This is a genomic window from uncultured Faecalibaculum sp. (assembly GCF_910588395.1).
GTDB lineage: Bacteria > Bacillota_I > Bacilli_A > Erysipelotrichales > Erysipelotrichaceae > Faecalibaculum.
This window is the reverse complement of the sequence record NZ_CAJUPA010000014.1, coordinates 23,332-47,268: the sequence shown is the minus strand read 5'-3', so window position 1 is coordinate 47,268 and position 23,937 is coordinate 23,332. Positions and strand designations below refer to the sequence as shown.

The window sequence follows — 23,937 nt, the reverse complement described above, 5'->3', positions numbered from 1 at the left end:
TTTCCGGGCTTTACGCCGCTTTTCCTTCTGATCCAGCCCAGGAGATATACTGACGGACTGCATCCTGACCTGCCGGTTCCGCACCATGGATCAGTTCAAAATAGTTGATAGCAGGATCTTCCGCGAGTGCTGTTGCCAGCCCGTCACGGCATCCGTTCATGAAGTCACAGCCGACATTGATTTTACAAATGCCGTTTGCAACAGACTCTTCGATATTTTTTCGTCCACTGCCAGAGCCTCCGTGAAGTACAAGGGGAATATCCACAGCTGTGTGAATTTCCTTCAGTCTTTCAATATCAAATGGTGGAATAAATCCTTCCGGATATGTCCCATGGCTGGATCCGTAGGAAACCGTCAGACAGTCAATGCCGGTTTCTCTGGCAAACCGTTCTGCAATCGCCGGATCTGTTTTCATTGCATTATCCGTCTGATGCCCACAGGCCTCCCCGATGCCACCCAGTTCCGCCTCCACTGTGGCTCCCCTCTCATGGGCATACTCTACAATTTCACGGGTAGCCCGTATGTTGTCCTCCAGACTCATATCGGAAAAATCAGCCATGACACTGGTGAATCCGGCATCCAGTGCAGCTTTGAGAAGATCCGCATCTCTGCCATGATCCATATTCAGAGCTACATCCACTGTGGAAGCTTTGGCCAGATGAGCAGCAAGCCAGGAGTATATCTCCGGATCACCATGCCGCAGCAGATGATCCTGGAGGATGTTGATGATGATGGGAGAGCTCATAGACTCAGCAGCCTGGATTACAGTTCTCATGGTTTCCAGGTTGAAGCAGTTGATTGCCATCACGGCAAAGTTTTCTTTCTGCGCACGCCGCAGCATATTTTTCATGGATACAAGCATACGGTTACCAGATCAGTCAATGTGGATATCCGACAAATCCATTTCCTCTTCCACTTCCTCAGTTTCAGCTTCGGATGGCTTCTTTTTCAGGATAAACAGAACGACGCCGGTAATAGCAGAACCAATGAGCAAAGCGGCAGTGAAAAGCAGCGGGTTGGTCATTGCCGGGATGATAAAGACGCCACCAGAGGGAACCGGCGAACCCACGTTCCATGTCATCAGGAGCCCTCCGGCAACTGCTGCACCTGTACAGCAGGACACAACCACACGGATGATATCGTTCATGGCAATGGGGATAACCCCTTCGGTGATCATGCACAAACCCATGGGAAATGCCACAGCAATATTGTCTTCTTCAGCCTGGGAAAATTTCGGCTTGTGGAAAATCTTGGAAAGCAGCCAGCAGAAGCTCACGCCAAACGGAGGAACCATGCTTGCGCATACTTTGATTGCTTCCGGTTGCTGAATGCCTTCCAGCAGAAGCCCATCTGCAAACAGAGAAGCAACTTTGTTGATCGGACCGCCAAAATCAGAAGAAGCCATGGCCCCCATAATCGCTCCGAACACAAATCGTGAGGCTCCCTGCATTCCCATGAGGAATTCAGTCAGCCAGTTTGTCAGCCATACAATTGGCACACCAATCACAAAGAACATCAGCAAGCCGCAGACCAGAGAAGATATCAGCGGAATGATCATCATCGGTACCAGACCTTCTGCCCACTTTGGCACTCTGATGATGTGTTTCAGCCACAGGATAAAGTAGCCAACAAGATATCCGCCCAGCATTCCGCCCAGAAAGCCGGCTCCGATTTCTTTGGCAATACAGCCCATGAGGAAGCCAGGGGCCAAACCGGGACGGTCGGCAATGGAGAAGGAAACATAACCGGCGATGAACGGAGGCAGCAGCCCCATTCCCATAACGCCAAGGCTTGTCAGAGCATCACTCCAGGTATAGGGAGCTGAATAATCTTCAATGACTCCGCCACCTGTCAGATTTCCGATGGCAATCAGTAGGCCGGAAGCCACAACCAGTGGCAGCATGTATGAAATGGCTGTCAGTGCATGTTTTTTCAGTTCCAGTTTCTTCAGCATGTTCTCATCCTTTCTTCAGCTCAGATTCAATTTTCGTCATGAGCTGCTTGGGAGCTTTCACGGCAATATTGGTGGGAACTTTCACAATTTTCTTTCCTTCGAACCGGTCGGTTCCTGTAATGGCAATATCAATAGCCAGAAGAATGATATCGGCTTCCCGAATCTGTTCAGTCGTCAGTTCATCCTCGGTTCCTATGGTTCCCTGGGTTTCAACATGAATCGTGTGTCCCATGGACTCGGCAGCCCGAATCAGTTTTTCCTTGGCAATGTACGTGTGTGCTATCCCGCTGGTACATGCCGCCACAGCAGCAATTTTCATAAGTATCTCGTCCTTTCTTTTTTTGACACCCGTATCGTACCAGCTATCCGCAAGCGCTTTCTTATGAGAAAAGGAAGGTATCATTTATCCCCTTTTCTCGAGGTCGTGAAAATGTCACATTAATGTGACCAGTTCTTTTTTGGTAAAAGATTTCCATTTTATATCCGGCTCAAATTCATGCCGTTATCTCTAAAGGCCACAAAAAAAGCCCCGGTTCCCTGCTGGATCCCGGCGCTGCCTTGTTTCCTGATTCTTTATTCTTTGCTGAATGTGACGGGACTCACCGGATTGGCGAACCACACCGCGCCTGTCTGGGCCATGAATTCGTCTCTGGTCATTGTCACTGTCCGCCAGTCCTGAATGGCTGTCTCCCAGTCGGGATTCGAAACCTGATCCAGGTTGCCTTCCTGAATCGTCCAGCTATCGCCGTCCACCTCCAGGATGAACCCCACGTGATTGTAGCTGGAGAACAGAGCTCCGCCTGTGGGGGTGTCGCCTCTGGTGAATTTGTCCGGATGCGCAGCCAGAAGCTGATCCACGCATTCATAGCCGTTGCCCCGGAACCCCGGGTCATAGCCATAGATTTCCATGAACCGCCCCCAGGCAAACCAGGTGCACTGACCCCAGAGGGACGGAATGTTGTAGGGGGAAGGGGAATGTTTCCACATGGCGTCATTGGAAAAGTCCGGCAGCCGCCTGATGGCAGGGGCTTCCTGCCGCACCGGCACCGGTGCCTGGGTTTCCTGCGCAGCGGGTACAGCGAAGACAGTGCCTTCACTGAGCCTGCTGATCGCCGACTCCGTTTCCTGAGACTGGGCCAGGATCGGAGCCTGGGCAGCGGTCTGTTCGGCGGATACCGGCATGACGCCGGCACTCTGGATGGCAGACAGGACAAGTCCCGCAGTCAGCAGAATCCGCTTGAATGCTTTCATTGTCTGTCTCCTTTCAGCTCATTCATTATAGCGCATAATCCATGCGCATTTCCCTCTGATTTGTATCTTTTATCTCAATTAGTGTAAGTGTTGCCCCTGCCGATAGCGGCCCCCGGGCTCAGGAGGCGGTACCGGCACCCCGGGGCTTCCAGGTTTTCACCAGCGCCGCCGCCACCAGACACCCGGCCGCAATGCCGCACCCCTGGAGGAACGTGGTTCTGGCCCACATCCCGGCTTCCGGACTGGCCAGGATCCACAGCCGGAGCGTTTCATAGATGCCGCGGCCCGGCACCAGGGGAATCAGGGCGCAGACCAGAAATGCCGCGGCGGGGGTTTTCAGTTTCCTGGCCAGCCCTTCGGAGAACAGCGTGGCACACAGCGAACCCGCCAGCATGGACAGACAGTCATTGGGCCAGACCGCCTGCACCAGCGAACAGGCCAGCTGCCCGCCCAGCCCCGTCAGGGCTGCCAGCCACAGTTTGCGGCTCGTCAGCCCGTACAGACATCCAAATCCCAGAGAACCCAGAAAGGCTCCGGTCAGCGTATACAGCCACCTCATCCGATGCCTCCCGTGAGCGCCAGCGCCGCTATGTTGCCCAGGGCCGTCACCACTGCCGTCAGCAGCGCGCAGGCCAGGCGGCTCAGTCCCGACAGGGTGTCCCCCGCTGCAAAGTCCCGCAGGGCCGTGGTGAACATCATCCCGGGCACCAGGATCATCTGCGCGGACAGAATCACCGGATCCGGGCGCAGACCCGCCGGCAGACACAGTCTGGCTGCCAGCGTGATCAGCCCGCTCACCGCAAACACCCGGAAGGATTCGGAAAAGCGGGAGAGACAGGCTGCGGCACCGGAAGCCGCCAGTGCCAGCGCGCCCGCAGCCAGAGCCTCCGGCACATTCTGACAAAACACCAGCCCAAACCCGCAGCCCGCCAGAGCTGCTCCCATCATCCGCCGCATCAGCGGCACCGGACCGGACAGGGCTATGCGCTGCAGCCGTCGATAGCCTTCCAGCATCGTCATGGTCCCCTGGCAGATTTGCCGGGACACCCCGTTCACCGCCTGGATTTTTTCCAGATCCGTACCGCCAGGGGTCGTGCGCTTCATGTTGTGGATCATCTGCCCCTGCCAGGTGAAGGACACCATCAGCATGCCCGGAGTGGCATAGGAATCCGTGACCTGAGCCCCCGCCGCCTGACAGATCCGGCGCATGGTATCCTCCGTGCGGGTGGTCTCCCCGCCGTTTTCCAGCAGCAGCCGCCCCGCCAGCACCGCCGTGCGGGCCGCCAGTTCTCCCTGACTCCCCGCGTATCCAACTCTTCCCTGTCTGTCCTCAGCAGTCATGCTGCCCTCCTTCTGTTCTCCCGCCTTGCGGACTCCTGTCGTAAAACCGCAAAAATCTCCCTGGTGCCGCAGCAGCAGGGAGATTTCTCCGGGACTCACCGCCCCGGATGCTCTTCAGTCTGACCATCGGATGTACCGCAGAAAGGACGTGCCGTTCTCCGGCGCCGGTGCACCGAACCAGTCGCATACCGTGGCTCCCACATCCGACAGCGTCTTCCGCAGCCCGATGCAGCCCGGCCGGCTGCCGCCGGCAATCAGCAGCGGGACGTTTTCCCGGGTATGCCGGTTGTGACCGATATCCGGGTCATTGCCATGGTCGGCCATCACCACCAGAACGTCCCCGGGCTTCAGCGCTGCCAGGATCTCTCCCAGCTTTCTGTCCGCTGTTTCCAGCACCTCTTTGTAGCGGGCAGCGTTCTGCGCATGACCCGCAAGATCCGTTTCCTGCACATTCGTGCAGATGAACCCTGTCTCCATCGTCTCCAGCTCCTGTCTGGTCAGCTCCAGCACTTCGGCTGTGTCCACCATGGACACCGACTTCCCCGCTTCGTTGTGAACAATGTCCGCCACTTTGCCAAACAGCGACACCGGGATCCCTGCCCCAGCGAGAATCGAAGGAACCTGCACCGCCGGATCCACACCGTATCCCAAGTGCCGGCACTCGTATCCCTGGTCATAGGATCCGGTCTTCGATGCCAGCAGCCCGATGTACCGGTCCTCCCGGATCTCTTCCGCCGCCAGAATGTCGTCAATGGTATTCCCCGTACCGCCAAAGGCAATCACCCTACCCACCTGGGCATGGGCCCGGACCACATGACCGATCTCCATCAGCTTCTCAAAGGGCATTGCATCCAGCCGCGCTGTGCAGTTGTAGGCCATGCCCAGATCCGAATCGATGTTGTCCGCCACCGTGCAGGCGCCATCCACCACCAGATACTGCAGCCCGGGTGTGCCCCGGCGCACCACTGAATGACCGGCTTCCTGCAGTGCCTGTTCGATTTCATCGATCTTCTGCTGGAAGTTGTGGATCTCCGGCTTCCGGGGTTTTGTTCCCATGATCTCCTGGTGCCCCTGGAACGTATCCGCTCCGAAGTGCATCAGCTCGCTCCGGCCGTACAGTGCACCGGGCGCGAATTTCATCTGCGCGCTCTCCCGCCCGAAGGCATTCATCAGCCCCAGGGATTCCAGATTCGGCAGCTTCAGATCCGGGAAATCCTGCAGAATGCTGCCCAGGGTGCTGCTGGCTTCATCCCCCGGCCGCACCCGGGCTGCATCCGCCATGGCCTGCATCCCGAATCCATCCAGCACAATCACCACAAACCGCCCGGTCATGCCAGTTTCCTCCCCTGGCTGTCGTACTCGCCAATGATCTCCGGCTCACCCCGCCCAATGCCTTTCACCAGCACCACGTGACTCCGGGTGACAAAGATCTGATGCCGGAATGCCATGCACACCGGATCGGACACCGGCATTTCCTTCTCCAGCTCGAAATAGTAGTCAATGCACTCCGGCTGCGGCGGCTGCACCCGGCAGTACACCGCTTCCTGCAGACACGGCCCCACCAGGGCTTCATGCACATGGGATCGGCGGTAGTGACCGCCGCCATAGCAGTAGCTGTGACCCCGGAAGTTGTGGGAGACCTCGCTCATATACACCACTGCCGGGATCTCCGGCTCGTCGCTGACGACATGCAGCGGCGTGGATCCGGACAGTCCATGCCCGGGTTCCGCACTGGAAATGAATGGATAGCCCTTCATTGCCTGCAACGTGCGCACACAAGTCGCAGAAGGGGCATTCACGTTGATTTCTTCGATGCCCCTGTCCGCCAGGATCTGCCGGGCTTTCGCCAGCGTCTCCAGGTTGTGCGTCGGCTCAATCTGTCCCCGGGCTTCGTCAAACAGGAACGCCGGAAAGGACGTCACGCCCGCTGCCTGCACATGCTCCAGTTTGTCCAGGGCATCCAGCAGCGCCGGCAGTTCATCCAGACTGAACCCCGCCGTCTGCCCGCTGTACAGCATGTCCTGGTCCTGGACTACCTTCAGCAGCAGCTTCATGGTTTTCCCCTGCGCCGCCGCCTCCCGGTCGATCTCCCGGATCTTCTCCAGGGAAAACACCGTCATGTACGCCGGCTCATACGCCACGATCTCCTTCAGAAACCCCCGGGGACACTGCACCAGGTGCCCCACATTGCAGATGGGAATCCCGTGGTCCATCAGAATCCGGGCCTCCCGGAAATCCACCGCCACAGCCCCGGCGTACCCCAGCTTCACCAGCTCCCGGGCCAGCCAGGGATTGCGCCCGGTCTGCTTCAGCATGAAGTACAGATCCACCCCCTGCCGTTTTCCCTCCGCCAGGATCTTCGCGGCATTCGCCAGATAGGCATCCGTGTCCACCACATAGGTATCCGGAAGAATCCGGCTGTTTCTCATCAAATCAAATCCCGTTTCCACCAGCATCGGATTTCTTTTCACTGTCTGTTTCAGGAACATATCGTTTTCCCCACTGTTTCTCTGATCTTGTCTGCTTCCCTTTGCCAATGGCGCTTCGCGCTGCCGGGGCCTGTTCTGCCTCCGGCGGTTCCGGCTTCAGTCCGGGTCAGCCTGCAGCGCGCTTTCCAGGATCCGGAGAATGGTCTTCGGACCGCTGCGGTTGGGATTGATCCGGATCATCCGGTCCAGCCGGGTCGGATCTTCCTGCCGGAAGGTGCCGGATACCCGGTAAAACATCGGCGCCAGTTCATACTTGGATTCGGCGCCCACCGGATTGGGCAGCGCCCCCAGTTTTTCCGCTTCCCGGATCACTGCCTGTGCCCGGGGCTCTTCCAGTTCCACAATCAGCACCTTGGACTGGGCATTGGCCAGGAAGGCGTCCTTCACGCCTGCCAGCTGCCGCACATCCTGCACCAGCTGTTCGTTCACTTCCGCCTGCACCGCCAGGGCCACCGGTGCATTCACCAGGCCCCGGAGCACTTCCAGCGCTTCCCATCCCTGGGTCTGGCAGCCCCCGGAGTAATGCTCCGCCACCAGCTTGTCTATGAAGTCTTTCTTCCCCACAATGCAGCCGATTCCCTCCGGGCCCTGGAGCTTGAAGGTGGAGAAACAGGCCAGGTCCGCACCGCACTGGGTGCCGTTTTTCCGGACTTTCATCACCGCGTAGTTGTCATCGGTGATCACGGGGATGTCCCGGCAGTCTTTGATGGTCCGGATGACCTCTTCCATGTCATAGCGGTCCGCAGGCACCTGTCTGGTGTACTGCACCAGGGCGCCCCGGATTTCCGGATGGGCCTCCATCACCCGGCGGATGTCCGCCAGGTCGTTGAAATCCGCCTCCACAGTCTTCAGTCCCAGCATCCGGATGCTGGTATCCGTGGTGCTGTACACCGGCGCCTTGTGCACCAGCAGCGTGTCACCGGGATTCAGCGCGGCAAACAGTGCGTAGCGGATGGCGCCGGTGCCCGATCCCCGCACGAGGATTGCGGCTTCCGTGCCGAAGAAATCCGCAATGGCCTGTTCGGCTTTCACGGTGGTCACGGGCTTGTTCAGCCCCGGCACCACACCCAGGTCTCCCCGGGTCAGGCTCTCGTGTCCCTGGAACGCCCGGCAGATGGCATCCGTCATGCCGAACTGCGCTTCTTTGGCTTCCGCCAGGGTCATGCTCTCCAGTGGCCAGGTTTTCATGATTGTCTCCTTCCCAGAATCCGGTCGGGATTCGTTTCCAGCATCTGCCGGATGGTCTCTTCCTGCATCCCTGCAGCCAGCAGCATGGGCACAAACCCGTCCATGAGGTACCGGTACCCGGGCCCGGCTGCGTCGGCAAGCTGAGACCGGCGGGTGATGTCCATGGACAGCACGATCTGGTCCGTGCGCCCTTCCTTTTCCAGCTGCCGGAGCATCTGCACCCGGGTTTCATCCGGGAGATAGTTCGTCTTGCCCACGGTGTCAAAGCCCACCGTCACCCCGGTATCCAGCACCTGCCGGATCGTGTCCAGATCCCCGGCAAGATCCACATGACCGATGACGACTTTCTTCGGATCGGCACCGTGTTCTGTCAGGAATTTCGCCTGTTCCAGAGCCAGGGTCCCCAGGGTGGTGTGGGTGTAGATGGGAGCCCCGGTGGCCTGATGGGCCAGCAGGGCGGCATCAAAGAGCTTCTGCTCGTTTTCCGTCCATTCATTCCGGGAAGTGCCCACTTCCCCGATCACCGTGGCGTTTCCCTCCTGAATGTCCCGAACCATGGCCGCGGCCATTTCCTCTGCCGTGGCATCCTGCCATTCATCGGGAATGAAGGGGTCTTTGTAGAAGCCCGTGGACCGGACAATGGTCACGCCGGATTCCTCTTCCAGACACCGCAGCAGGTCCAGATCCCGTCCCATGCCCAGGTTGGTCACGTCCAGGATCCGGGTGATCCCCGCTTCCCGGAGCTGCCGCAGTTCCTGCAGCGTCTGGTCATGACAGTCCAGACATGTATCCGGATCCTGCTTGATCCGGGACAGATCCAGATGCATGTGTTCATGCATCATGGTCCCGTCATGAATCAGTGATTCCATACAAAGCCTTTCTCGAAATACGGAACCGGATCCCGGAAATACCGCTGCACCAGGGCATCTTCCTTTGGCAGCAGCTGCGTCGCCACTGCCAGCAGTTTCCGGATTTTCTCCGGCTTCGATTCGCAGTACAGCGTGAAGCCGCTGGAGAGCTCTGTGGCGGGAATGGTCAGCGCCGTGGCCTTCACCATGTTCGCCACCCGGATGAGTCCCTTGCCGCTGCGGCTCTGAATATCTGCGGTTTCCGGGTCAAAGTGCCCGAACACCGTATCCCCCAGTCCGTGAAAGTCGATCTTTTCTTCCCAGTCCGCGAAGACATCGCAGGCTGGCAGCTGCCGGTCAAGGAATTCAATCAGGGTATTCCGGTCGCTGCCTGCTGCCGGGACCTCCACAATGGCACCGGGTTTCACAGCGGCGCGGGCCGCAAAGGCCGGGGAAGCCTGCAGACAGGCTGTCTTTGCCCCTTCCGCAGCAGGCTGCAGGTCCAGAGCTGCGTCAATGGCCTTGGTCATGGTGGGATACTCCGCCGTGACAAACCCCAGAGACGGGTAGAAGGCGATGCCGTCCGTGGACTGCTTTGTGTACTGCTTCATGGTTTCTTCCGCCATCAGCGGAGAAATGAAGCCAAAGCAGTTCACCGCCAGAGCCGGTGCCAGCACCGAACCGCCGCCATCTGTGCCAATGCCCAGATCGTTGATTCCCAGAAACACATTGATTGCCGTGCCGCTGGAAGAACCGGTCATGGGCTGCCCGGTGATGGGATTGCGCAGGGCGTAGTCCACGGCGCGGCCATTGTGGCTGTGGGCATCCAGGGTGTGCAGGACAAATCCCTTCGATTCCAGATCCCGGACAAAGTCCATCGGGATCTGCCGGACATTCTTGACGCCCATGTACTGACAGCCGTTGTCTTCTTCAATGGCATCCAGGGCGTTCTCAAACACCTCCTGCACGGAACCGGCGGGATTTTTCAGCGCCAGCAGTGTCTTCTTCGCGCAGGTTCTAATACGGCTCATTTCAGCAGCTCGCCCATGATCACCGGAATCACCGTGGCAGCGGCTTCCGGGACGAAGCCGAAGGCAGTCTTGCCCTGGGCGATCGCCGCAGCGATCTCGGCGTCATCCAGCACTTTGCCCACCATGGCCACCGGAATGCACTTGCTCATGCCATTGAGGGCAATGGCCATGGACAGCGCGCCGCCGGCGCCTGTCTGGCAGGAACCGAAATAGTAGTCTGCTTCGCCGTTTTTCAGCGCCATGGCCGCCTGAAGGTCACCCATGACCTTCACCTCCACCTGGTTCTGTCCGTACTGTTCGATCAGCGCCGCGTTTTCGTTTTTGTTCAGGGCGCCCCCCACCACGATTCTCAGCATGTTTCATACCTCCTTGTTCGTCTTTCTGTATGTATGCCTGTACCGGTCCATCTGTTTCTGCCGGTCTTTTCCTGTTTCTGTTTTACGGATATGAATTTCGAATATAGTCCCGCAGGAGCACTGTCCTGCCCTCAGATCAGGCAGCCACGCCCAGTCCCAGGACCATGATCACATTGGCAATGATGCCCAGGGCAATGGCCACCACCGGACCCACCGCCAGGGGCATGAGCACCGGTTTTTTCGCCGTTTTGTTCAGCATCCAGACGATCATCACCGTCATGGGGCCCAGCGCACCCATGCCCACTTCGTTCATGATGGCGAAGGAAGAGGTGAAGCCGCCCACCAGCAGGGCCAGTTCCAGAATCTTGGACATGGCATCCCGGATGTAGTCACCCAGTTCCCGCAGCGCCGGGAACTTGTCCAGCAGACCGCCGATCACACCCAGCAGCAGAACTTCCAGTCCCATTACCAGGGCACCGGAGATGAAGGCTGTGAGTGCGCCCATGGGAGCCGACAGCCCCATGGCCGCCACGAAGAGACCAGCCGCCACGCTGAAGTAGGAACCAGCCGGGGAGAAGACACCGGTCACGATCGCCGTTGTATACACCAGCGGCACATAGCCGATGGCCCGGACCAGTGCCACCAGCGCTGCCTGGCCGAAGGAGCCCTGCATGGCCAGCGGACCGGAGATGACATCCGTTGTCAGGAAACACTGACTGGCTGCGCAGGCCAGCAGACCGCCGGTGATGCAGAACAGGATCCAGTGCTTTTTGATCGCATCGATATTCGTGCTGAAGATGTTGGTGAGCCCGGTTTCCGCAGCATCGGTTTTGTTTTTGACCGCGAACACAATCATGGTGATGGTACCCGCCAGCATAGCCATGCCTTCGCCGTTCAGCGCCAGGGTGAAGTCACCCACCTGGAACACACCAAAGCGGGAAATCAGCAGATAAGTCGCCAGCGTGATCGCCGCGGTGATCAGACCTTTCTTCACACCGCACTGATAGCCGACCACCAGAGCCGGGAACACCGCGAAGGTGGTCACGACATAATCCGCCACACCCGCCAGCTGCGTCAGGAAGTTCACCGGCAGCGCCGAGAAGAACGCCTGGATGGAAGACATGAAAGCCACCACCAGCACACCCCACAGTGCGCCGACTACGGCAGACAGGATCAGACCTTTTTTGTTGTCCGGGAACCAGGTGCCGATAATGTCACCCATAAGCAGATAGGTGTGAATGATCACGATGCCCATGGCAATGGAGTTGGTGAAGGCGAACCCGATGATCAGGCCGATGCTCACCGCAAAGGATGTGGCAGCCAGGGCTTTCCGGTCCATGCGGCCATTCAGGTATTCTGTGTACACCGGACGGAACCCGTCGTTGTACACCGCGATGTTTCTGTTCGCCAGAATGGCGGACATGGCGCCGATCAGTGCGGCAATGATGTAATTGAACATAAATCCTCCCTGCTGGTTTCAGCTGTTCCGGTCAATGAGAGTGACCAGATGCATGATCATGAACTGCTGTTCCGGTTCCGGAAACTCAGACTGCGTCAGGTCATCGAGTTCCTGCAGCAGACTGCAGGCCTGGGGGTAATGCGCGCTCCGGACGATTTCGCTGAATACAGCCTGGTCCGGACCACTGATGATTTCCTGACGGTTCTGGCGTTCCAGAGCCATGGCATAGTGTGTGACAAACATGTCCAGGGCTTCTTCCTGCGCAAACCGGTCTGCCAGACTGTTCTGGATCCTGACGGCTTTTTCGCAGGTCTGCTCTGTGATGACTCCCGAAGACAGGAGAAGCTGAAATCGGTCCATGGATACCTCCTTGAAGCATTGAATATATAATATTTTGTATATTTTCCGGAAAGAGAGAAGACCTCTGCGGTCTGAATGTACAAAATATTTTATATTTACACTCCCATCATACCCGTTCCCCTGCGCCAGTCAAGGAATATACATTATTTTGAATGACTTCTGTTCCATCCCGCACCACTGGGGTAAGGAAGGGTCAGCGGATACTGATGATGGAGGACAGGGCAGGAGATGAGAGAAGGCTTTCAGCGGAATATTGATAAAAGCACCTATCGTCCGCGGACGATAGAGCGATCTGCCTGATTATCCGCTTTATCTGCTGCAGATTAAACAGGCAGATTGTGTGGATGGTGATAGCCAGTAGCGAAGGCTGGAAAAAAATAGGGTACAAATTTAAAGGAGTTTTCCAGATTTGTACCCTATTTTTTTGTGGGAACATTCGCCTGTGAATGAAGAAAAATGATTGATATCCTGTTTGTATTTTCGCTTCAAAAATGACACAATTCAGATAAATAGAAGTGACAGTAAAGAGCAGGTGCTTGAGTTTATGGAAAAGGGGGGGTGTGAGAATGGCCATGTCCACAATTGACGCCGTAAATGCCTACTATGATTCCCTCGAGTGGTATATCGGTGAAGAACAGAAGAAAGAGGTCCTGCGTCTGAGACAGGAGTTTCAGGATACAAAAGACAGGATCACAAACAGACAGAGCAGACTTGAAGAACAGACTGATGAGATTACAGAACTGGAAAACAGAGTCTCCCTGCTGAATGATGAGAATGCAAAACTGGAGGCTGAACTGGTACAGTGCAGAAACAGGCATTTATCCATGAACCGGACCTGATTCTCTATGGCGGCAGAGACATTCAGTTATTTCCTTCTGTTCCGTTATAAAAGGAGAAACAAAAATGACAACATCGGATCCTATGTTTGAAGACGACTTTGTTGCAGCCTGCTGGTACCGTTTAAACAGCGAGCAGAAGCAGGAAGTCTCAACTGCATGGCATGAACTCGATCACGCCCGCAAAAAACTTGCAGAATTGGATGAAGCCATAGCCACAAACGATGAAATCATTGCCAGACAGAAACACGTTCTCACAGAAAGAATTGATGAGAACAAGAGACTGAAGGCTGAACTGGCGCAGTACAGGAATATGCAGCCCAGATTGCTGTGAGCTGTCTGCATGTATGCACAGAATCTGCTATCTACCCAATCGTTGAACAGTACAGGCGTCAGCCCCTATCTGAAAGGGGTCTGACGCCTGTTTTCTTCGTTGCAACCCCGGATATCGTCCCTGAATGATATGGCTATCTGCTTGGTTTTCTGCTTTATCTGCCGGAAACTTCAAAAACCACCGAGTTTCAAATTGGTAACGGTGTACCCTGATAAAAAGAAATAGGGTACAAATTAGAGATTTTCAGTTCAATTTGTACCCTATTTTTGCGATAATTCCTATATACGGATCAAACCTGACTATTTTTAAGTCAGTCACAGCCATAGAAAGGAGATTTGAATTTGCCACAAAACAACGAAGTAACAGAAATTATGAACCTGATTCAGCAAAAAGCTGATCTGGAAGCCAGATTGCATCTGATTCCATATCCCGGTAGTCCCGAAACCAAGACTTCACATGGCCGTAAATACTTATATGTCAGGTCCCGTGTCGGTTCCCGCAACACCTCTACCTACGTTGGCCCTTATTCGGATGATTTGTATCAGATGCTGGTCAGAGACAACAGAGAATCTCGCCGCCTGAAGAAAGAAATCCGGACAATCCGAAGCAGACTTGCCAGCCTGGGATATCAGGAAAATGAGCTTTTGCCGGTGGTGATCAGGAATCTGGACTTTGCCAGGGCACATATCAAAGAAAGTATCTATGACCAGGCCATTCTGGAAGGAGTTGCAACCACATTTCCGCAAACTGAAGATATTCTGGAAAATCGAATTGTCAGCGGAATGAAAGCCTCTGACATCCAGAAAATCCTGAATTTGAAACATGCATGGGAATTCATACTTGATCCAGATGTGCTTCAGGTACCGACCACCCTGTCCTTATTGTCAGTACTGGCTTCCATGATAAATGAAGGCTTTTACTTGAATGGAGGCGAAATACGGAGTGTTCCAGTCTCTATCAAAGGATCGTCTTATATTCCTTCCCTGCCAATCAAAACCATAGTCCTTGAATCCATACAGGCAATCGTTGAATCAGAAAAAACAGTCATAGACAGATCGATTGATTTGCTTTTGTACTGCATGAAAACTCAGATCTTCATTGACGGCAATAAACGGGCTGCAGTCATCTTTGCCAATCATCTATTGATATCCAGCGGCAGTGGATTATTAACAATTCCCGAGGAGAAAGTGGATATTTTCAAAAACCTTCTGATTCAGTACTACGAAGGAAGAGACACAGAATCAATCCGGAAGTTTCTGAAAGAGCACTGCTGGAAGAGAATTGATTGATGGCAAACCTATACGAGCGAATGGAAATAGGGTACAAATTTCGGAAATCCAATCCCATTTGTACCCTATTTTTGTAGTCCTATATGCAAAACAAGGGCATCAGATTCTCCTGAAAAGGAGACTGGCGCCCTTGTTTGTTTTATTCAATACAAATTTTATCTGAATCAGATCCGCTATGCCGCTTCCTTCTTCCGCTTCCACAGCATAATCAATGCCAAAGCACTCAGAGAAACCCCTGCCAGCAACAGGAACTGATCCTGCTGCATCTCAGCCGCCGTCTTTGCCTTGGAAGGCTTTGAAGGTTCTTTTCCCGCAGGAGGATCCTTCTTGCCAGGCTTATTCGGTTCTTCATTCCTGTACGGGTCTGTCTTCCCGAAAGAAGTCACATCATAACTGCCGGACTCATCTGGAATTGTTGCCAAATACGAAGTCATGACATACCCGGCTTCTCCCAGTTCTGTCTGTCGCACATAATAAATTCCCAGCGGCAGATCCGCAAAGGTAACTGTATTGGACTCTCCAATCGTCCTCGTTGCATAAGGACGCAGCTGATTCTGATCAATAAAGTCCCCCACAAACTCAATCAGAGGACGGGACTCATCCGCATCCCAATAGTTCAGATCCTGCTCCGTAAAATGGAACCGGATTCCTTCAAACCCAGGCGCATTCTGATATTCATATGGACTCGTCTCAGACACACCAATCGTTGCCACCTGCCAGATTGCATAGGATGAACCTTCCAGCGGATACTGACCATTGAATGAAATCGTCAGTGATCCCCGCTCACTCAAATCAATATCCTGTGCCATCACCGGCATAGTTGCAAACAGCGGTATCAGCAGAAGGATCCACAGCCTTTTCAACATTCCCTTCATAAGCTTCCCTCAACTTTCTAAACTTTCTTCTTCCGTCCTCTAACCATGACCCAGACAAACAGCGCTATCAGAACAGGAACAGCAATAAACAGCGCCACGAGCTTGTTGTCAATCAGCATCGCCTCATTCCGTGTATTGATGAAATCATCCGGCAGATTATCCACACGATGACCACGGACCAGCAGACGATGGGTATTGATGCCATATGGAGTACAGGTAACCAGTGTTGCCAGATCCTCCCCAGGCTCAATCTGCAAATATGTAAAGTCTTCCGGCTCTACAATCTTGATCTGGTCAACCATGTAGGTACAGGTATCATCCAGAACTGTGATTGTGAAATAGTCCCCTTCTTCCAACTTATCCAAATCTGTCAGTAGCTTTGCTGAAGGCAAACCGCGGTGACCCGAAATAATCGTATGAGTGGATTCACCACCAATAGGTAGTGATGAACCTTCAATATGACCAACCGCAGACTTCAGAACAGACTCTTCCGTCCCGTGATAAATAGGAAGATTTACCCGAATAGATGGAATTTTTAATATACCCATCATTCTCGAATTCTCTTCACCAACCGCCAACAACGATTGATAACGCTCATGCATAGAATCGGTTGGATTGAATCGGTTAGGTTCCTTCAGGAGATCGTTGTTATAGATTTCAGATTCTTCAAATATTCTTGCATATTCTTCATCAGACAATTTAGCCACATTATTCTGATAGTCACTCACAGCATATGAAGAATTAAGGTTATTCCACCAGTCAGCTACTGTCGGATACAACAGCAGGGACAGTCCTGCCGCAAAGACCAATACCAGAAGAATCGTTGACCAATTCTTTTTAATATAGTTTTTCATGCAGAACTCTCCCTGCCATTGGAACAATGTTCCAATAGCAAGTTACTGAATCAATATGCGGTAATTAAGCAGCCATTCTTTTCTTGGTAATCAGGATGATTGCAGCACCCACTACCAATGCGCCACCTATTGTGTAGAGAACGGTTGTACCCATACCACCTGTAGAAGGCAGCGAAGAACCAGCTTCGTTGTAAACTGACAGAGTAAACCGAACAGTGTTTGCATCGCCTGCAGTAAATTCCACATTTTTCACTTCAGGATCAAGTTTATAACCTGCCGGAGCCTTTGTTTCCTGAATGGTATAAGATGCTTTGGGGTCCAAACCACGAACAACGAGAGCCGCTGTAGCATTGGATTTCAGGGTTGCATATTCCGGAGTTTCTTCTCCATTTTTAACTGCAGGAGCTACATAATATGTACCGTCCTCATCCTGCAGCAGTTTAACTTCATCATTACCCTTCATCAGCTTAAACTCAGCATCAGCAAGGAACTCTTCTGTTCCAGTAATATACTTTTTAATCTGAATTCTCGCTGTATCGATGGTTACATCGTTTCCTTTAATCGGCTCGCCGCTGTTTACAACAAGAGAAGCATGGTTTTTTACAGCTACATCTTCAGTAGTAACTGTAGCCGAATAGGTAATCTTTACATCAGAAGGAGAGGCATAGAAACTCTCTGCAGGTTTTCCTTCGGTATCTCCGGTAGCTGCTACTGCAGCCTTTCCCCAGGGAATCGTGAATGTTACGGCACCTGTTTCAGCATCTGTGGACATGGAGTAAGTACCTTTTTCAGTAGCTGTACCTTGAACCTTTGTAAGTGTGGTGTTGCCAACTTTAACCGCAAAATCGTTGTTGTAGGCAATACCAGTCGGAGTGTCAGTCACTACATATTTTGTAATCTGAGTCAGATCATCACCCGAGCCAGTGTAGTTCGTTGCTGTGAAAGCAATCTTATAGTTCTTCGTATCTCCAATCTGAGCAGAAGAAGTAACCTTACCATTTTCACCAACCAGTTGTTTTAAACCATCATCCGGAACTGTGGGTTCGTGTTCGTTTTTATCTTCAATTCGAACTGTGTTATCTGCATTGGTAATGGTTACAACAGAGCCATTGCTTGTTGTTACATAGTAATATCCGGAAGCAATTTTATTGAATACAACAGTGGTTTGACCATCTTCTGTAATCTTTTCTGCTACATTCGTTCCTACGGATCCGGTAGCAATGTTTGTTTTAATCCAAGCAAGAGCCTCTGGATCAGTTACACCATCTGCTATCGAAACGTTATACCGTGACTGTCCATCGGGACCATTAACAACAAACAGTGATTTCTCACCTACTTTTGCATTTGCGAAAGCATCAGCTACAGTCTTTTCTTGTGTATAGTAAGACACTGCAGCTCCAGATGATTCAATATCTAATACCTTATATAAGGTATAGGTAGTATTTTGCTGGGCGTTCTCTACTGTAATAGTCCCAGTCTCTTCAGCCTTCACAGTCGTCAGTCCAAGACCAACCACCATCATGAACGCCGCAAGAACAGAAAACAGTTTCTTGAATGTGTGTTTCATAATTTCCTTTCTTTCCTTTCCGGTATCAAATTCCCGGAACATTTTTATATCGAATACAGTCCCCTAAAGGTCAGGGGCGGAGGCTTTTACTTCAACCTCCTTTCTTTGCCCCTAAGCCTCTTCCTGTATCCGTACATAAGCAGACTGCCAGCAATCATTACCCCGCCTGCAGATGTAAGAAGTTTGGTACCGGATCCACCGGTATTAGGCAGCGGTTTTCCTGCCGTATTCGTGATCTGGAGCACAAAAGATTGTGTCAGCGGATCTTTCTCAATTGTTCCGTTTGAACTGGTTCCCGAAGTTCCTTTAAACGAGAGACCTTCACCTTCAATATCCAGTTTGTTTGTCAGAGTAAGCTTCCATACAGTTCCTGTCGAAACATAACCAGACGGAGCTTTTGTTTCCTGAAGATAGTAAGTTCCCTGCTCCAGTGTCGGCAGTGTCAGCTGACCATTCGCACCTGTGGTCAGATCATCACGAATAACAGTTCCTGAATAATCTGAACCCGCTATAGTCGAACCGCCTTCTTTGTAGAGAGTGAATACGGCGCCTGATAAACCAGTCTTCTGATTTGCAGCATCTACCTTATTCAAATCGATTCGCTGATGTACCTGAACCACCGGCTTGAAATACTCGCGCTTGTATTCTTTGTTGTTGAAAGAGAACTGGAATGCTGAGGTATCCGGGCCTGATACATTCGAATAGAAGCCATTTTTCGCTGAGGATGTTGTATTGTCTGCAACATCCGTCTCTTCATCTCCTGTGTCGGGATATCCAGTTTCCACAAACTTTTCGTAAGCCGGATCTGTCACATCCACATCAAATGAAAGTACATATTCATATCGGGTATTCATATTCCAGTCGGGATTGAACTCTACCTGAATTGTTTTATCCTGCACATTCCAGGTAACCGGATTTGTTATGCTTCCAAATACAGCCTTCTGGTTCTCTGTTCCTCCACCAAGTTTTGTCAGAATAAAATCCTGAATCTGACCATCGGACCACAAAGTGTATTCGTGATTTGACTGTTTATCCTTCGCCACCAGTTTTACATTGGGGACTTCAGAGAACTGTACATAATCCGAAAGTTTATCCACAATCTTGCCTTTTGTAATGGAAGGACCGGCAATGACCGCAGTCATCTGATCCACCAGAGTACCTGTAGTTCCGTTGTAAATCTGATTGCCCGTTGCAAGCAGGGGGAAATATCCGTTCCTGTCAGAATGATCCAGGCCAATAACGGAGATATTCACATCAGGATATTTCTGACGGAAGTTTATGATCTCCTGAAGAGTATATTGAACGAGTTCTGCCCTATAGCTATCTTGTCCATTGCCATAATCACAGTTTGGAAAGTTAGAATAATAAGTTGGCGGTTCACAAGCTCCGCCATATGTAGCAGCACCATCAGAAAGAAAGACCATAAAAATTGGGTAGTTATTTTTCTTTCGAATTTTTTCTATTTGAGTTTCTGCTTCCTTTAATCCAGCTTGGTAGTTTGTTCCACCATTCCAGTTATCGTAGTACTTCAAGTAATCCGCGTCGCCCCATGCAGCACTGGTCCAATCTGTTGAAACACTTGATTGTGAGCCGAACTCAACAACAGACATTTGGTTTTTCGCTTCATTAAGAGAACGAATTGCCGACCAGGAATTTTCTATAGCCTTATTAGCGTTGCTCATTCGGTTGTTATTTTTCATACTTCCAGAAGTATCTACAACATAAAGAATATTCACCGGTGTTTCCGCAGCATCTCCTGCAATGGGACCGGCTGACAGATACAGTCTATATTTGTTTTCCAGATTCTCTGCAGCATCAGTATCCTTGTTTTCTACACCATCTCCCAGATAATCAATCTGTTTCGCAATGGGAAATCCGTAAGCCAGACTGTCATTTCCTGTACCGGCATCAGGATTTACACTGTAGTTCGGCGTGTTTGTGATAAGAACCTTCTGTGCATCTGAACCGCTTCCTGAAGAGTGAACTTTGAAAAGCCAGACTCTGTCTCCATTATTAGTAGTTTTAGAGGTGGAAAAAGTTCCATTTGAGAAGGATACCTTTCGACTATCTTTATATAATCCCCGACTAACATCCTCACCATTATTGTTGTTCTTAGTAGCTTCATACGAGAATTTTGTCCCATAATTGGAATTCTCATAACAATTAAGCCCACTGGAACTGGTATTCAGATAGAAACCTCCATTACTTAGCCTTCCAGAGCTATCTGATGTCCAGAAAGCAGATTCGGGATAATTGGCCGGATCGTATCTTTCCGTACTGTTGGAGACAGTGATAGATTTTGTGACCAGCCTTCCATCCTCCAGAGTCAGGAAATGTTCCATGGACGCATCCATGATTAAATAGCTGTCATTCTTGTTTAACTGACTGGCTGCTATCAGAAGATGATTGGGATCAAACCGTGTATACAAACCAGTCCATCCTGAAATCGGCGCTTCGCGCACGATGAACTGATTCGGATCTGTCTCACCATCCGGAAGATTCCATGTAGTTGTCCAGTTGTTATCCGCCGATAACGTAACCTTATCAACCAGTTCTCCCACTTCGCTTTCATCAGCACCTGCATCACTGTTTCTGCGATATATATTGATATCCACAGATGTATAGGCAGAGTGAGATTGCGTCCATCCTTTGGTAATTTGAATCACCGAACTGGCTCTGGAATCCGCAAGTACCTGAAGGCTATCCTGATTGAAATCAAATTCATCGGAATAAATGGTTCCAGACTCTCCTCCATTGATATCTGCAGTCTCATCAAACCGGACTCCAGGCACAACCAGCCTGGGATACGCATTCACGGGGATACCGCCCACAGCTTCGGGCTGTTCCTGTACACCCACGCGGTAGATCCAGTCGATGTTTTCCTCATCCACGATCACCAGATGTGTCTTGTCTGTACCATCCGGCAGATCCGTCCAGTCCCCATCACCGGATTTGTACTGCCACTGATACGTGAGCGAATCTTCGTTTTCAAACCCAGCAGTCTGGGCTGTCAGTGTAACTTCATCGCCGATTTCAACCTGTTTCTGTCCGTCGATCCTGACGGATTTTTCCATTGCCGACTCTTCTGTGTCATTTCCTTCTGAACCCGGTTCAGATGGATCGACGATTTCCACTTTTCTGGCTGTGTCCAGATAAGCTACGAACTGATCTCTGGGAACTTTCGTTTCCCTGACCTCTTTGTCCTTATCACCTTCAATGACAAGGATCTCCGTGTCTTTGATGCCCTTCACAATCCCGGACCGTAGAACCGCGTTGTCATCCCGGAAGAATCCAGCCATGCCGGTTTCCGGTTCCTGCGTCAGCTCATCCTGCAGGTCATTGATCCATTTACCCAGATCATTTTCAAATGCGATATCCACTTCCCCGTACTTCAGCACCCAGCCGGTAAAGGCATTGTTCCAGTCACCATACCGGTCACCGGCCCATTCGCCATAGCGGGTGAATCCATCCTCCGTTTTGTCTTCATTGACCCGGAAGTTCTTTTCGGATTCCCTGTATCCCAGCTGACTTTCGGCCACCTGCAGAATGCGCTCCCGCACATCTTCTTTCAGATCCCGGGGCAGAGACTTCTTCCAGTCCTCCTCGGTTTCCACTGCGTCCGGGTCGGATTCGCACTGTCTGGAATGGGTGTGCTCCTCCTTGCCGCAAATCGGCTCATCGCTCTTTTTGCAGTCGGCTGTATGAGTATGTCCCTCTGCTCCTTCCGATTCTTCCTTGTCGCAGATCAGAACCTGTTCTGTCTGGTAGCAGGTTTCATCGTGGGTGTGGAATTCGTTTTCTTCCAGGCCGCAGATCACAGTCTGCACGTCCTGATAACAGGTTTCGTCATGGACATGACCTTCACTCACGGCGGACTCTTCCTGCCCGCACAGATATTCATCGCTTCTGTAGCAGTCACTCGTATGGGTGTGCTCTTCCTTGCCGCAGTGTGCTTCGGTGGACAAAGTCACAGCGGGAAGGATCAGGGCGTAGGTTGTGCAGAAGACAACCAGCGCCGCCAGCGCTCCCACCAGTTTCCTGCGGATATGGCGGTGTCCTTTCATCATCAAATTTCCTTTCTACAAAGTCCCTGCGGCATCGAAGGGCCACAGCCGCCAGACGAGTTTTCCGACGATCTGTTCCTCGGCGATCGCGCCGATTGCCTTTGTCCTGGAGTCCAGGGATACGCTGCGGTGATCTCCCATCACAAACCACCGGTCTTCCGGTACCTGATAGGGATACTCGATGTTGGTTTCCCCCAGCGCCTTTTCCTCCAGATACGGCTCCTCTAGCTCTCTGCCGTTGACGTACACAGTGCCGTCATCCGCCATGTCCACCCAGTCTCCCGGTCCGGCTATGACCCGCTTGACCAGCAGCTTGTTGTTGTAGTAGAAGGCCACCACGTCGCCGGGTTCAAACTCGGTGGTTTTCACCGTGGCCACAATGTTGCCTTCGTGCAGTGTGGGTGTCATGGAGTTTCCGTAGATGCGCAGGACCGGGAGCCACAGGGTGGCGGCAAGGATCGCCAGGGCGGCGACCACCACCAGCACCGCAACGGTGCTTTTCAGCGTGTCCCGGAACTTTCTCTGATACAAAATCCGTTTCTTTTCTTTCTTCCAGTCTGCCGAGTCAAACTGACTGGCGGACACAGGTGTCTGTTGCCGGCGGCTCATGGCGCCGCCATTTCCGTCTGCTGTCTGACTGCCTGCAGGTAGTCCTGGGCTGCCTGCTGCGCGGCTTCAAACACGCCGTTGAGCTGCAGGGCGGCCTGGGCAATGTTGCCGGCTTGGTTGCAGACGATGGTCCGGTTCTCGATTTCCTGACTGAGTTCCTGGACCAGTCCTTTCAGCCGCTCGTTTTCTTCTGTGGTTTCGATCAGAAGATCCACGAGCTGCAGACGGGACAGCTTTTTCAGTTCCTTTTCTTTCATACAAAACTTTCAACCATTCTTTCCGGGATCCTCAGGCTTCGTCCAGCTGCCGGCTCCAGCGCAGGAATGTGGTGTGAGACACATGCAGCGACTCTCCGGCTTCCCGGCTGTTCAGACGCCCTTCCCGGTAGTCTTCATAAACTTCCGCAAACCGCTCGGGCAGTTCAATGCGCCTCCGGCCCGGTCCGCAAGATCCCGGTTTGGTCCGGATCACTGTGCGGTGTTTCGGATTCTTGAACCGCTTCTGGGAATAACTGATGTACTGAAGCAGTTCTCCGAATACCGCCGGATCTTTTCCCGCTGCCGGACAGTCCAGCAGCCAGATCCGGGCTCCCAGGTCCAGCAGCTGCTGCCACTTTTCGCAGACCTGAGCCAGACTGGATCCCAGATCGGTCAGTGTCGGGATGTGGACACTGTCATTTGGCTGTATCACAGTCAGAAGGCGCTGGAATTCCGGCGATTCGGGATCACCTCTGGTGTCTGCGAATACGGTGTTCTTCAGTTCTGCCGGGTATTTGTCAGCTTCCGCAACGCGCATGTAACTGTATTCCAAAACCTTCCCTCCTTTTTCAGCTGAAAGAGTCCGCGAAAGTATACTTTGGCGGATTGTAAGAAAATGCGTGGCAACGTTACACAATTTGTATCCATACAAATCTTTACCGTGTTAAAATGCATTTACTTGAGAGAGTTTCGGACCTTGGTTATGTTTTCCAAAGTATACTTATAAAGACTAGTTACAATCTGTTTCCAGACATATTCCTGTCTGCGGTCACCCGAAACCATTCGCAGGACGTCGATTCTGTCCGGAATACACGTATTCACCGCCTGAAACCGGCGGCTTTTTCTCGTTTGACTCCTCTGTTTCCGGCAGTTTCCCTGAAATATTGGCTGCAGGTTCCTTTGATGAAGCAAAATCATGTCCCAACCTCCCGGTTTCAGCCCCTGGACCGTCCCTGTTTTCTGAAGTCCGGTGCC

At 52.4% G+C, this 23,937-nt stretch carries 24 protein-coding genes; 3 read left to right on the top strand and 21 right to left on the bottom strand.

From position 1 onward, the window contains the following. Positions 1 to 10: 10 nt before the first annotated feature. The 14 genes from QZ305_RS05340 to QZ305_RS05275 all read right to left on the bottom strand — a co-directional run bounded on the left by QZ305_RS05340 (position 11) and on the right by QZ305_RS05275 (position 12,277). On the bottom strand, positions 11 to 850 hold the full coding sequence (locus QZ305_RS05340; protein ID WP_294730655.1) for a class II fructose-bisphosphate aldolase: 840 nt from the start codon (positions 848 to 850) through the stop codon (positions 11 to 13). Positions 851 to 874: 24 nt separating this feature from the next. Beyond that, positions 875 to 1,954, bottom strand: coding sequence for a PTS fructose transporter subunit IIC (locus QZ305_RS05335; protein WP_294730654.1), 1,080 nt, complete (start codon positions 1,952 to 1,954; stop codon positions 875 to 877). 4 nt (positions 1,955 to 1,958) lie between these two features. Next, complete coding sequence (locus tag QZ305_RS05330; RefSeq protein WP_294730653.1) at positions 1,959 to 2,273, bottom strand: PTS fructose transporter subunit IIB; 315 nt, start codon at positions 2,271 to 2,273, stop codon at positions 1,959 to 1,961. Positions 2,274 to 2,527: 254 nt separating this feature from the next. Next, positions 2,528 to 3,205: a CHAP domain-containing protein gene (locus QZ305_RS05325; RefSeq protein ID WP_294730652.1), complete on the bottom strand. Its 678-nt coding sequence runs from the start codon at positions 3,203 to 3,205 to the stop codon at positions 2,528 to 2,530. A 118-nt stretch (positions 3,206 to 3,323) separates the two neighbouring features. Beyond that, on the bottom strand, positions 3,324 to 3,764 hold the full coding sequence (locus QZ305_RS05320) for a threonine/serine exporter family protein (protein WP_294730651.1): 441 nt from the start codon (positions 3,762 to 3,764) through the stop codon (positions 3,324 to 3,326). After that, complete coding sequence (locus QZ305_RS05315) at positions 3,761 to 4,546, bottom strand: threonine/serine exporter family protein (RefSeq protein WP_294730649.1); 786 nt, start codon at positions 4,544 to 4,546, stop codon at positions 3,761 to 3,763. The genes QZ305_RS05320 and QZ305_RS05315 overlap by 4 nt, the downstream gene beginning before the upstream one ends. Before the next feature lie 114 nt (positions 4,547 to 4,660). Then, positions 4,661 to 5,878 carry a phosphopentomutase gene (locus QZ305_RS05310; protein WP_294730648.1) on the bottom strand — a complete coding sequence of 406 codons (1,218 nt, stop codon included), beginning with the start codon at positions 5,876 to 5,878 and terminating at the stop codon, positions 4,661 to 4,663. Beyond that, positions 5,875 to 7,035, bottom strand: coding sequence for an alanine racemase (locus QZ305_RS05305; protein ID WP_294730647.1), 1,161 nt, complete (start codon positions 7,033 to 7,035; stop codon positions 5,875 to 5,877). The genes QZ305_RS05310 and QZ305_RS05305 overlap by 4 nt, the downstream gene beginning before the upstream one ends. Before the next feature lie 96 nt (positions 7,036 to 7,131). Next, complete coding sequence (locus QZ305_RS05300) at positions 7,132 to 8,223, bottom strand: aminotransferase class V-fold PLP-dependent enzyme (protein WP_294730646.1); 1,092 nt, start codon at positions 8,221 to 8,223, stop codon at positions 7,132 to 7,134. Then, on the bottom strand, positions 8,220 to 9,092 hold the full coding sequence (locus QZ305_RS05295; protein WP_294730645.1) for a phosphotriesterase: 873 nt from the start codon (positions 9,090 to 9,092) through the stop codon (positions 8,220 to 8,222). Before QZ305_RS05295 ends, QZ305_RS05300 begins: the two co-directional genes overlap by 4 nt. Further along, positions 9,080 to 10,102: an amidase family protein gene (locus QZ305_RS05290; RefSeq protein WP_294730644.1), complete on the bottom strand. Its 1,023-nt coding sequence runs from the start codon at positions 10,100 to 10,102 to the stop codon at positions 9,080 to 9,082. Before QZ305_RS05290 ends, QZ305_RS05295 begins: the two co-directional genes overlap by 13 nt. Continuing rightward, entirely contained in the window at positions 10,099 to 10,458 is a 360-nt protein-coding gene (locus tag QZ305_RS05285; RefSeq protein WP_294730643.1) for a DUF2620 family protein, read from the bottom strand. Before QZ305_RS05285 ends, QZ305_RS05290 begins: the two co-directional genes overlap by 4 nt. A 136-nt stretch (positions 10,459 to 10,594) precedes the next feature. After that, positions 10,595 to 11,917, bottom strand: a complete 1,323-nt coding sequence (locus QZ305_RS05280) for a YhfT family protein (RefSeq protein WP_294730641.1) — start codon at positions 11,915 to 11,917, stop codon at positions 10,595 to 10,597. A gap of 18 nt (positions 11,918 to 11,935) precedes the next feature. Next, the gene (locus QZ305_RS05275) at positions 11,936 to 12,277 is read right to left on the bottom strand and encodes a PRD domain-containing protein (protein WP_294730640.1); all 342 of its coding nucleotides are present in this window, start codon (positions 12,275 to 12,277) and stop codon (positions 11,936 to 11,938) included. 566 nt (positions 12,278 to 12,843) lie between these two features. Between QZ305_RS05275 and QZ305_RS05270 the strand changes: the two genes are divergently transcribed. The 3 genes from QZ305_RS05270 (at position 12,844) to QZ305_RS05260 (ending at position 14,736) form a co-directional block, all read left to right on the top strand. Then, entirely contained in the window at positions 12,844 to 13,116 is a 273-nt protein-coding gene (locus QZ305_RS05270; protein ID WP_294730638.1) for a hypothetical protein, read from the top strand. 64 nt (positions 13,117 to 13,180) lie between these two features. Beyond that, entirely contained in the window at positions 13,181 to 13,447 is a 267-nt protein-coding gene (locus tag QZ305_RS05265) for a hypothetical protein (protein WP_294730637.1), read from the top strand. Positions 13,448 to 13,788: 341 nt separating this feature from the next. Next, a complete protein-coding gene (locus QZ305_RS05260) occupies positions 13,789 to 14,736 on the top strand; it encodes a Fic family protein (RefSeq protein WP_294730636.1) in 948 nt (315 codons plus the stop codon). Positions 14,737 to 14,909: 173 nt separating this feature from the next. Here QZ305_RS05260 and QZ305_RS05255 read toward each other — a convergent pair whose 3' ends face one another. From QZ305_RS05255 to QZ305_RS05225, 7 genes are all read right to left on the bottom strand, one after another. Further along, a complete protein-coding gene (locus QZ305_RS05255; protein ID WP_294730635.1) occupies positions 14,910 to 15,602 on the bottom strand; it encodes an LPXTG cell wall anchor domain-containing protein in 693 nt (230 codons plus the stop codon). Between the two features lie 26 nt (positions 15,603 to 15,628). Beyond that, positions 15,629 to 16,465: a class C sortase gene (locus QZ305_RS05250; protein ID WP_294730634.1), complete on the bottom strand. Its 837-nt coding sequence runs from the start codon at positions 16,463 to 16,465 to the stop codon at positions 15,629 to 15,631. A 64-nt stretch (positions 16,466 to 16,529) separates the two neighbouring features. Then, entirely contained in the window at positions 16,530 to 18,032 is a 1,503-nt protein-coding gene (locus QZ305_RS05245) for a SpaH/EbpB family LPXTG-anchored major pilin (protein ID WP_294730633.1), read from the bottom strand. 86 nt (positions 18,033 to 18,118) lie between these two features. Then, a complete protein-coding gene (locus QZ305_RS05240; RefSeq protein WP_294730632.1) occupies positions 18,119 to 22,099 on the bottom strand; it encodes a SpaA isopeptide-forming pilin-related protein in 3,981 nt (1,326 codons plus the stop codon). Positions 22,100 to 22,111: 12 nt separating this feature from the next. Further along, a complete protein-coding gene (lepB, locus tag QZ305_RS05235) occupies positions 22,112 to 22,705 on the bottom strand; it encodes a signal peptidase I (RefSeq protein ID WP_294730630.1) in 594 nt (197 codons plus the stop codon). Continuing rightward, entirely contained in the window at positions 22,702 to 22,962 is a 261-nt protein-coding gene (locus QZ305_RS05230; RefSeq protein ID WP_294730629.1) for a hypothetical protein, read from the bottom strand. Before QZ305_RS05230 ends, lepB begins: the two co-directional genes overlap by 4 nt. Before the next feature lie 31 nt (positions 22,963 to 22,993). After that, positions 22,994 to 23,515: a hypothetical protein gene (locus tag QZ305_RS05225; RefSeq protein ID WP_294730627.1), complete on the bottom strand. Its 522-nt coding sequence runs from the start codon at positions 23,513 to 23,515 to the stop codon at positions 22,994 to 22,996. Positions 23,516 to 23,937: the final 422 nt, after the last annotated feature.

Coding starts and splice junctions, on each gene's coding strand:
- QZ305_RS05275 (WP_294730640.1), bottom strand. CDS start 12,277: ATGGACCGATTTCAGCTTCTCCTGTCTTCGGGAGTCATCACAGAGCAG.
- QZ305_RS05300 (WP_294730646.1), bottom strand. CDS start 8,223: ATGAAAACCTGGCCACTGGAGAGCATGACCCTGGCGGAAGCCAAAGAA.
- QZ305_RS05240 (WP_294730632.1), bottom strand. CDS start 22,099: ATGATGAAAGGACACCGCCATATCCGCAGGAAACTGGTGGGAGCGCTG.
- QZ305_RS05265 (WP_294730637.1), top strand. CDS start 13,181: ATGACAACATCGGATCCTATGTTTGAAGACGACTTTGTTGCAGCCTGC.
- QZ305_RS05335 (WP_294730654.1), bottom strand. CDS start 1,954: ATGCTGAAGAAACTGGAACTGAAAAAACATGCACTGACAGCCATTTCA.
- QZ305_RS05325 (WP_294730652.1), bottom strand. CDS start 3,205: ATGAAAGCATTCAAGCGGATTCTGCTGACTGCGGGACTTGTCCTGTCT.
- QZ305_RS05230 (WP_294730629.1), bottom strand. CDS start 22,962: ATGAAAGAAAAGGAACTGAAAAAGCTGTCCCGTCTGCAGCTCGTGGAT.
- lepB (WP_294730630.1), bottom strand. CDS start 22,705: ATGAGCCGCCGGCAACAGACACCTGTGTCCGCCAGTCAGTTTGACTCG.
- QZ305_RS05290 (WP_294730644.1), bottom strand. CDS start 10,102: ATGAGCCGTATTAGAACCTGCGCGAAGAAGACACTGCTGGCGCTGAAA.
- QZ305_RS05310 (WP_294730648.1), bottom strand. CDS start 5,878: ATGACCGGGCGGTTTGTGGTGATTGTGCTGGATGGATTCGGGATGCAG.
- QZ305_RS05315 (WP_294730649.1), bottom strand. CDS start 4,546: ATGACTGCTGAGGACAGACAGGGAAGAGTTGGATACGCGGGGAGTCAG.
- QZ305_RS05270 (WP_294730638.1), top strand. CDS start 12,844: ATGGCCATGTCCACAATTGACGCCGTAAATGCCTACTATGATTCCCTC.
- QZ305_RS05245 (WP_294730633.1), bottom strand. CDS start 18,032: ATGAAACACACATTCAAGAAACTGTTTTCTGTTCTTGCGGCGTTCATG.
- QZ305_RS05250 (WP_294730634.1), bottom strand. CDS start 16,465: ATGAAAAACTATATTAAAAAGAATTGGTCAACGATTCTTCTGGTATTG.
- QZ305_RS05305 (WP_294730647.1), bottom strand. CDS start 7,035: ATGTTCCTGAAACAGACAGTGAAAAGAAATCCGATGCTGGTGGAAACG.
- QZ305_RS05285 (WP_294730643.1), bottom strand. CDS start 10,458: ATGCTGAGAATCGTGGTGGGGGGCGCCCTGAACAAAAACGAAAACGCG.
- QZ305_RS05280 (WP_294730641.1), bottom strand. CDS start 11,917: ATGTTCAATTACATCATTGCCGCACTGATCGGCGCCATGTCCGCCATT.
- QZ305_RS05330 (WP_294730653.1), bottom strand. CDS start 2,273: ATGAAAATTGCTGCTGTGGCGGCATGTACCAGCGGGATAGCACACACG.
- QZ305_RS05340 (WP_294730655.1), bottom strand. CDS start 850: ATGAAAAATATGCTGCGGCGTGCGCAGAAAGAAAACTTTGCCGTGATG.
- QZ305_RS05320 (WP_294730651.1), bottom strand. CDS start 3,764: ATGAGGTGGCTGTATACGCTGACCGGAGCCTTTCTGGGTTCTCTGGGA.
- QZ305_RS05255 (WP_294730635.1), bottom strand. CDS start 15,602: ATGTTGAAAAGGCTGTGGATCCTTCTGCTGATACCGCTGTTTGCAACT.
- QZ305_RS05295 (WP_294730645.1), bottom strand. CDS start 9,092: ATGGAATCACTGATTCATGACGGGACCATGATGCATGAACACATGCAT.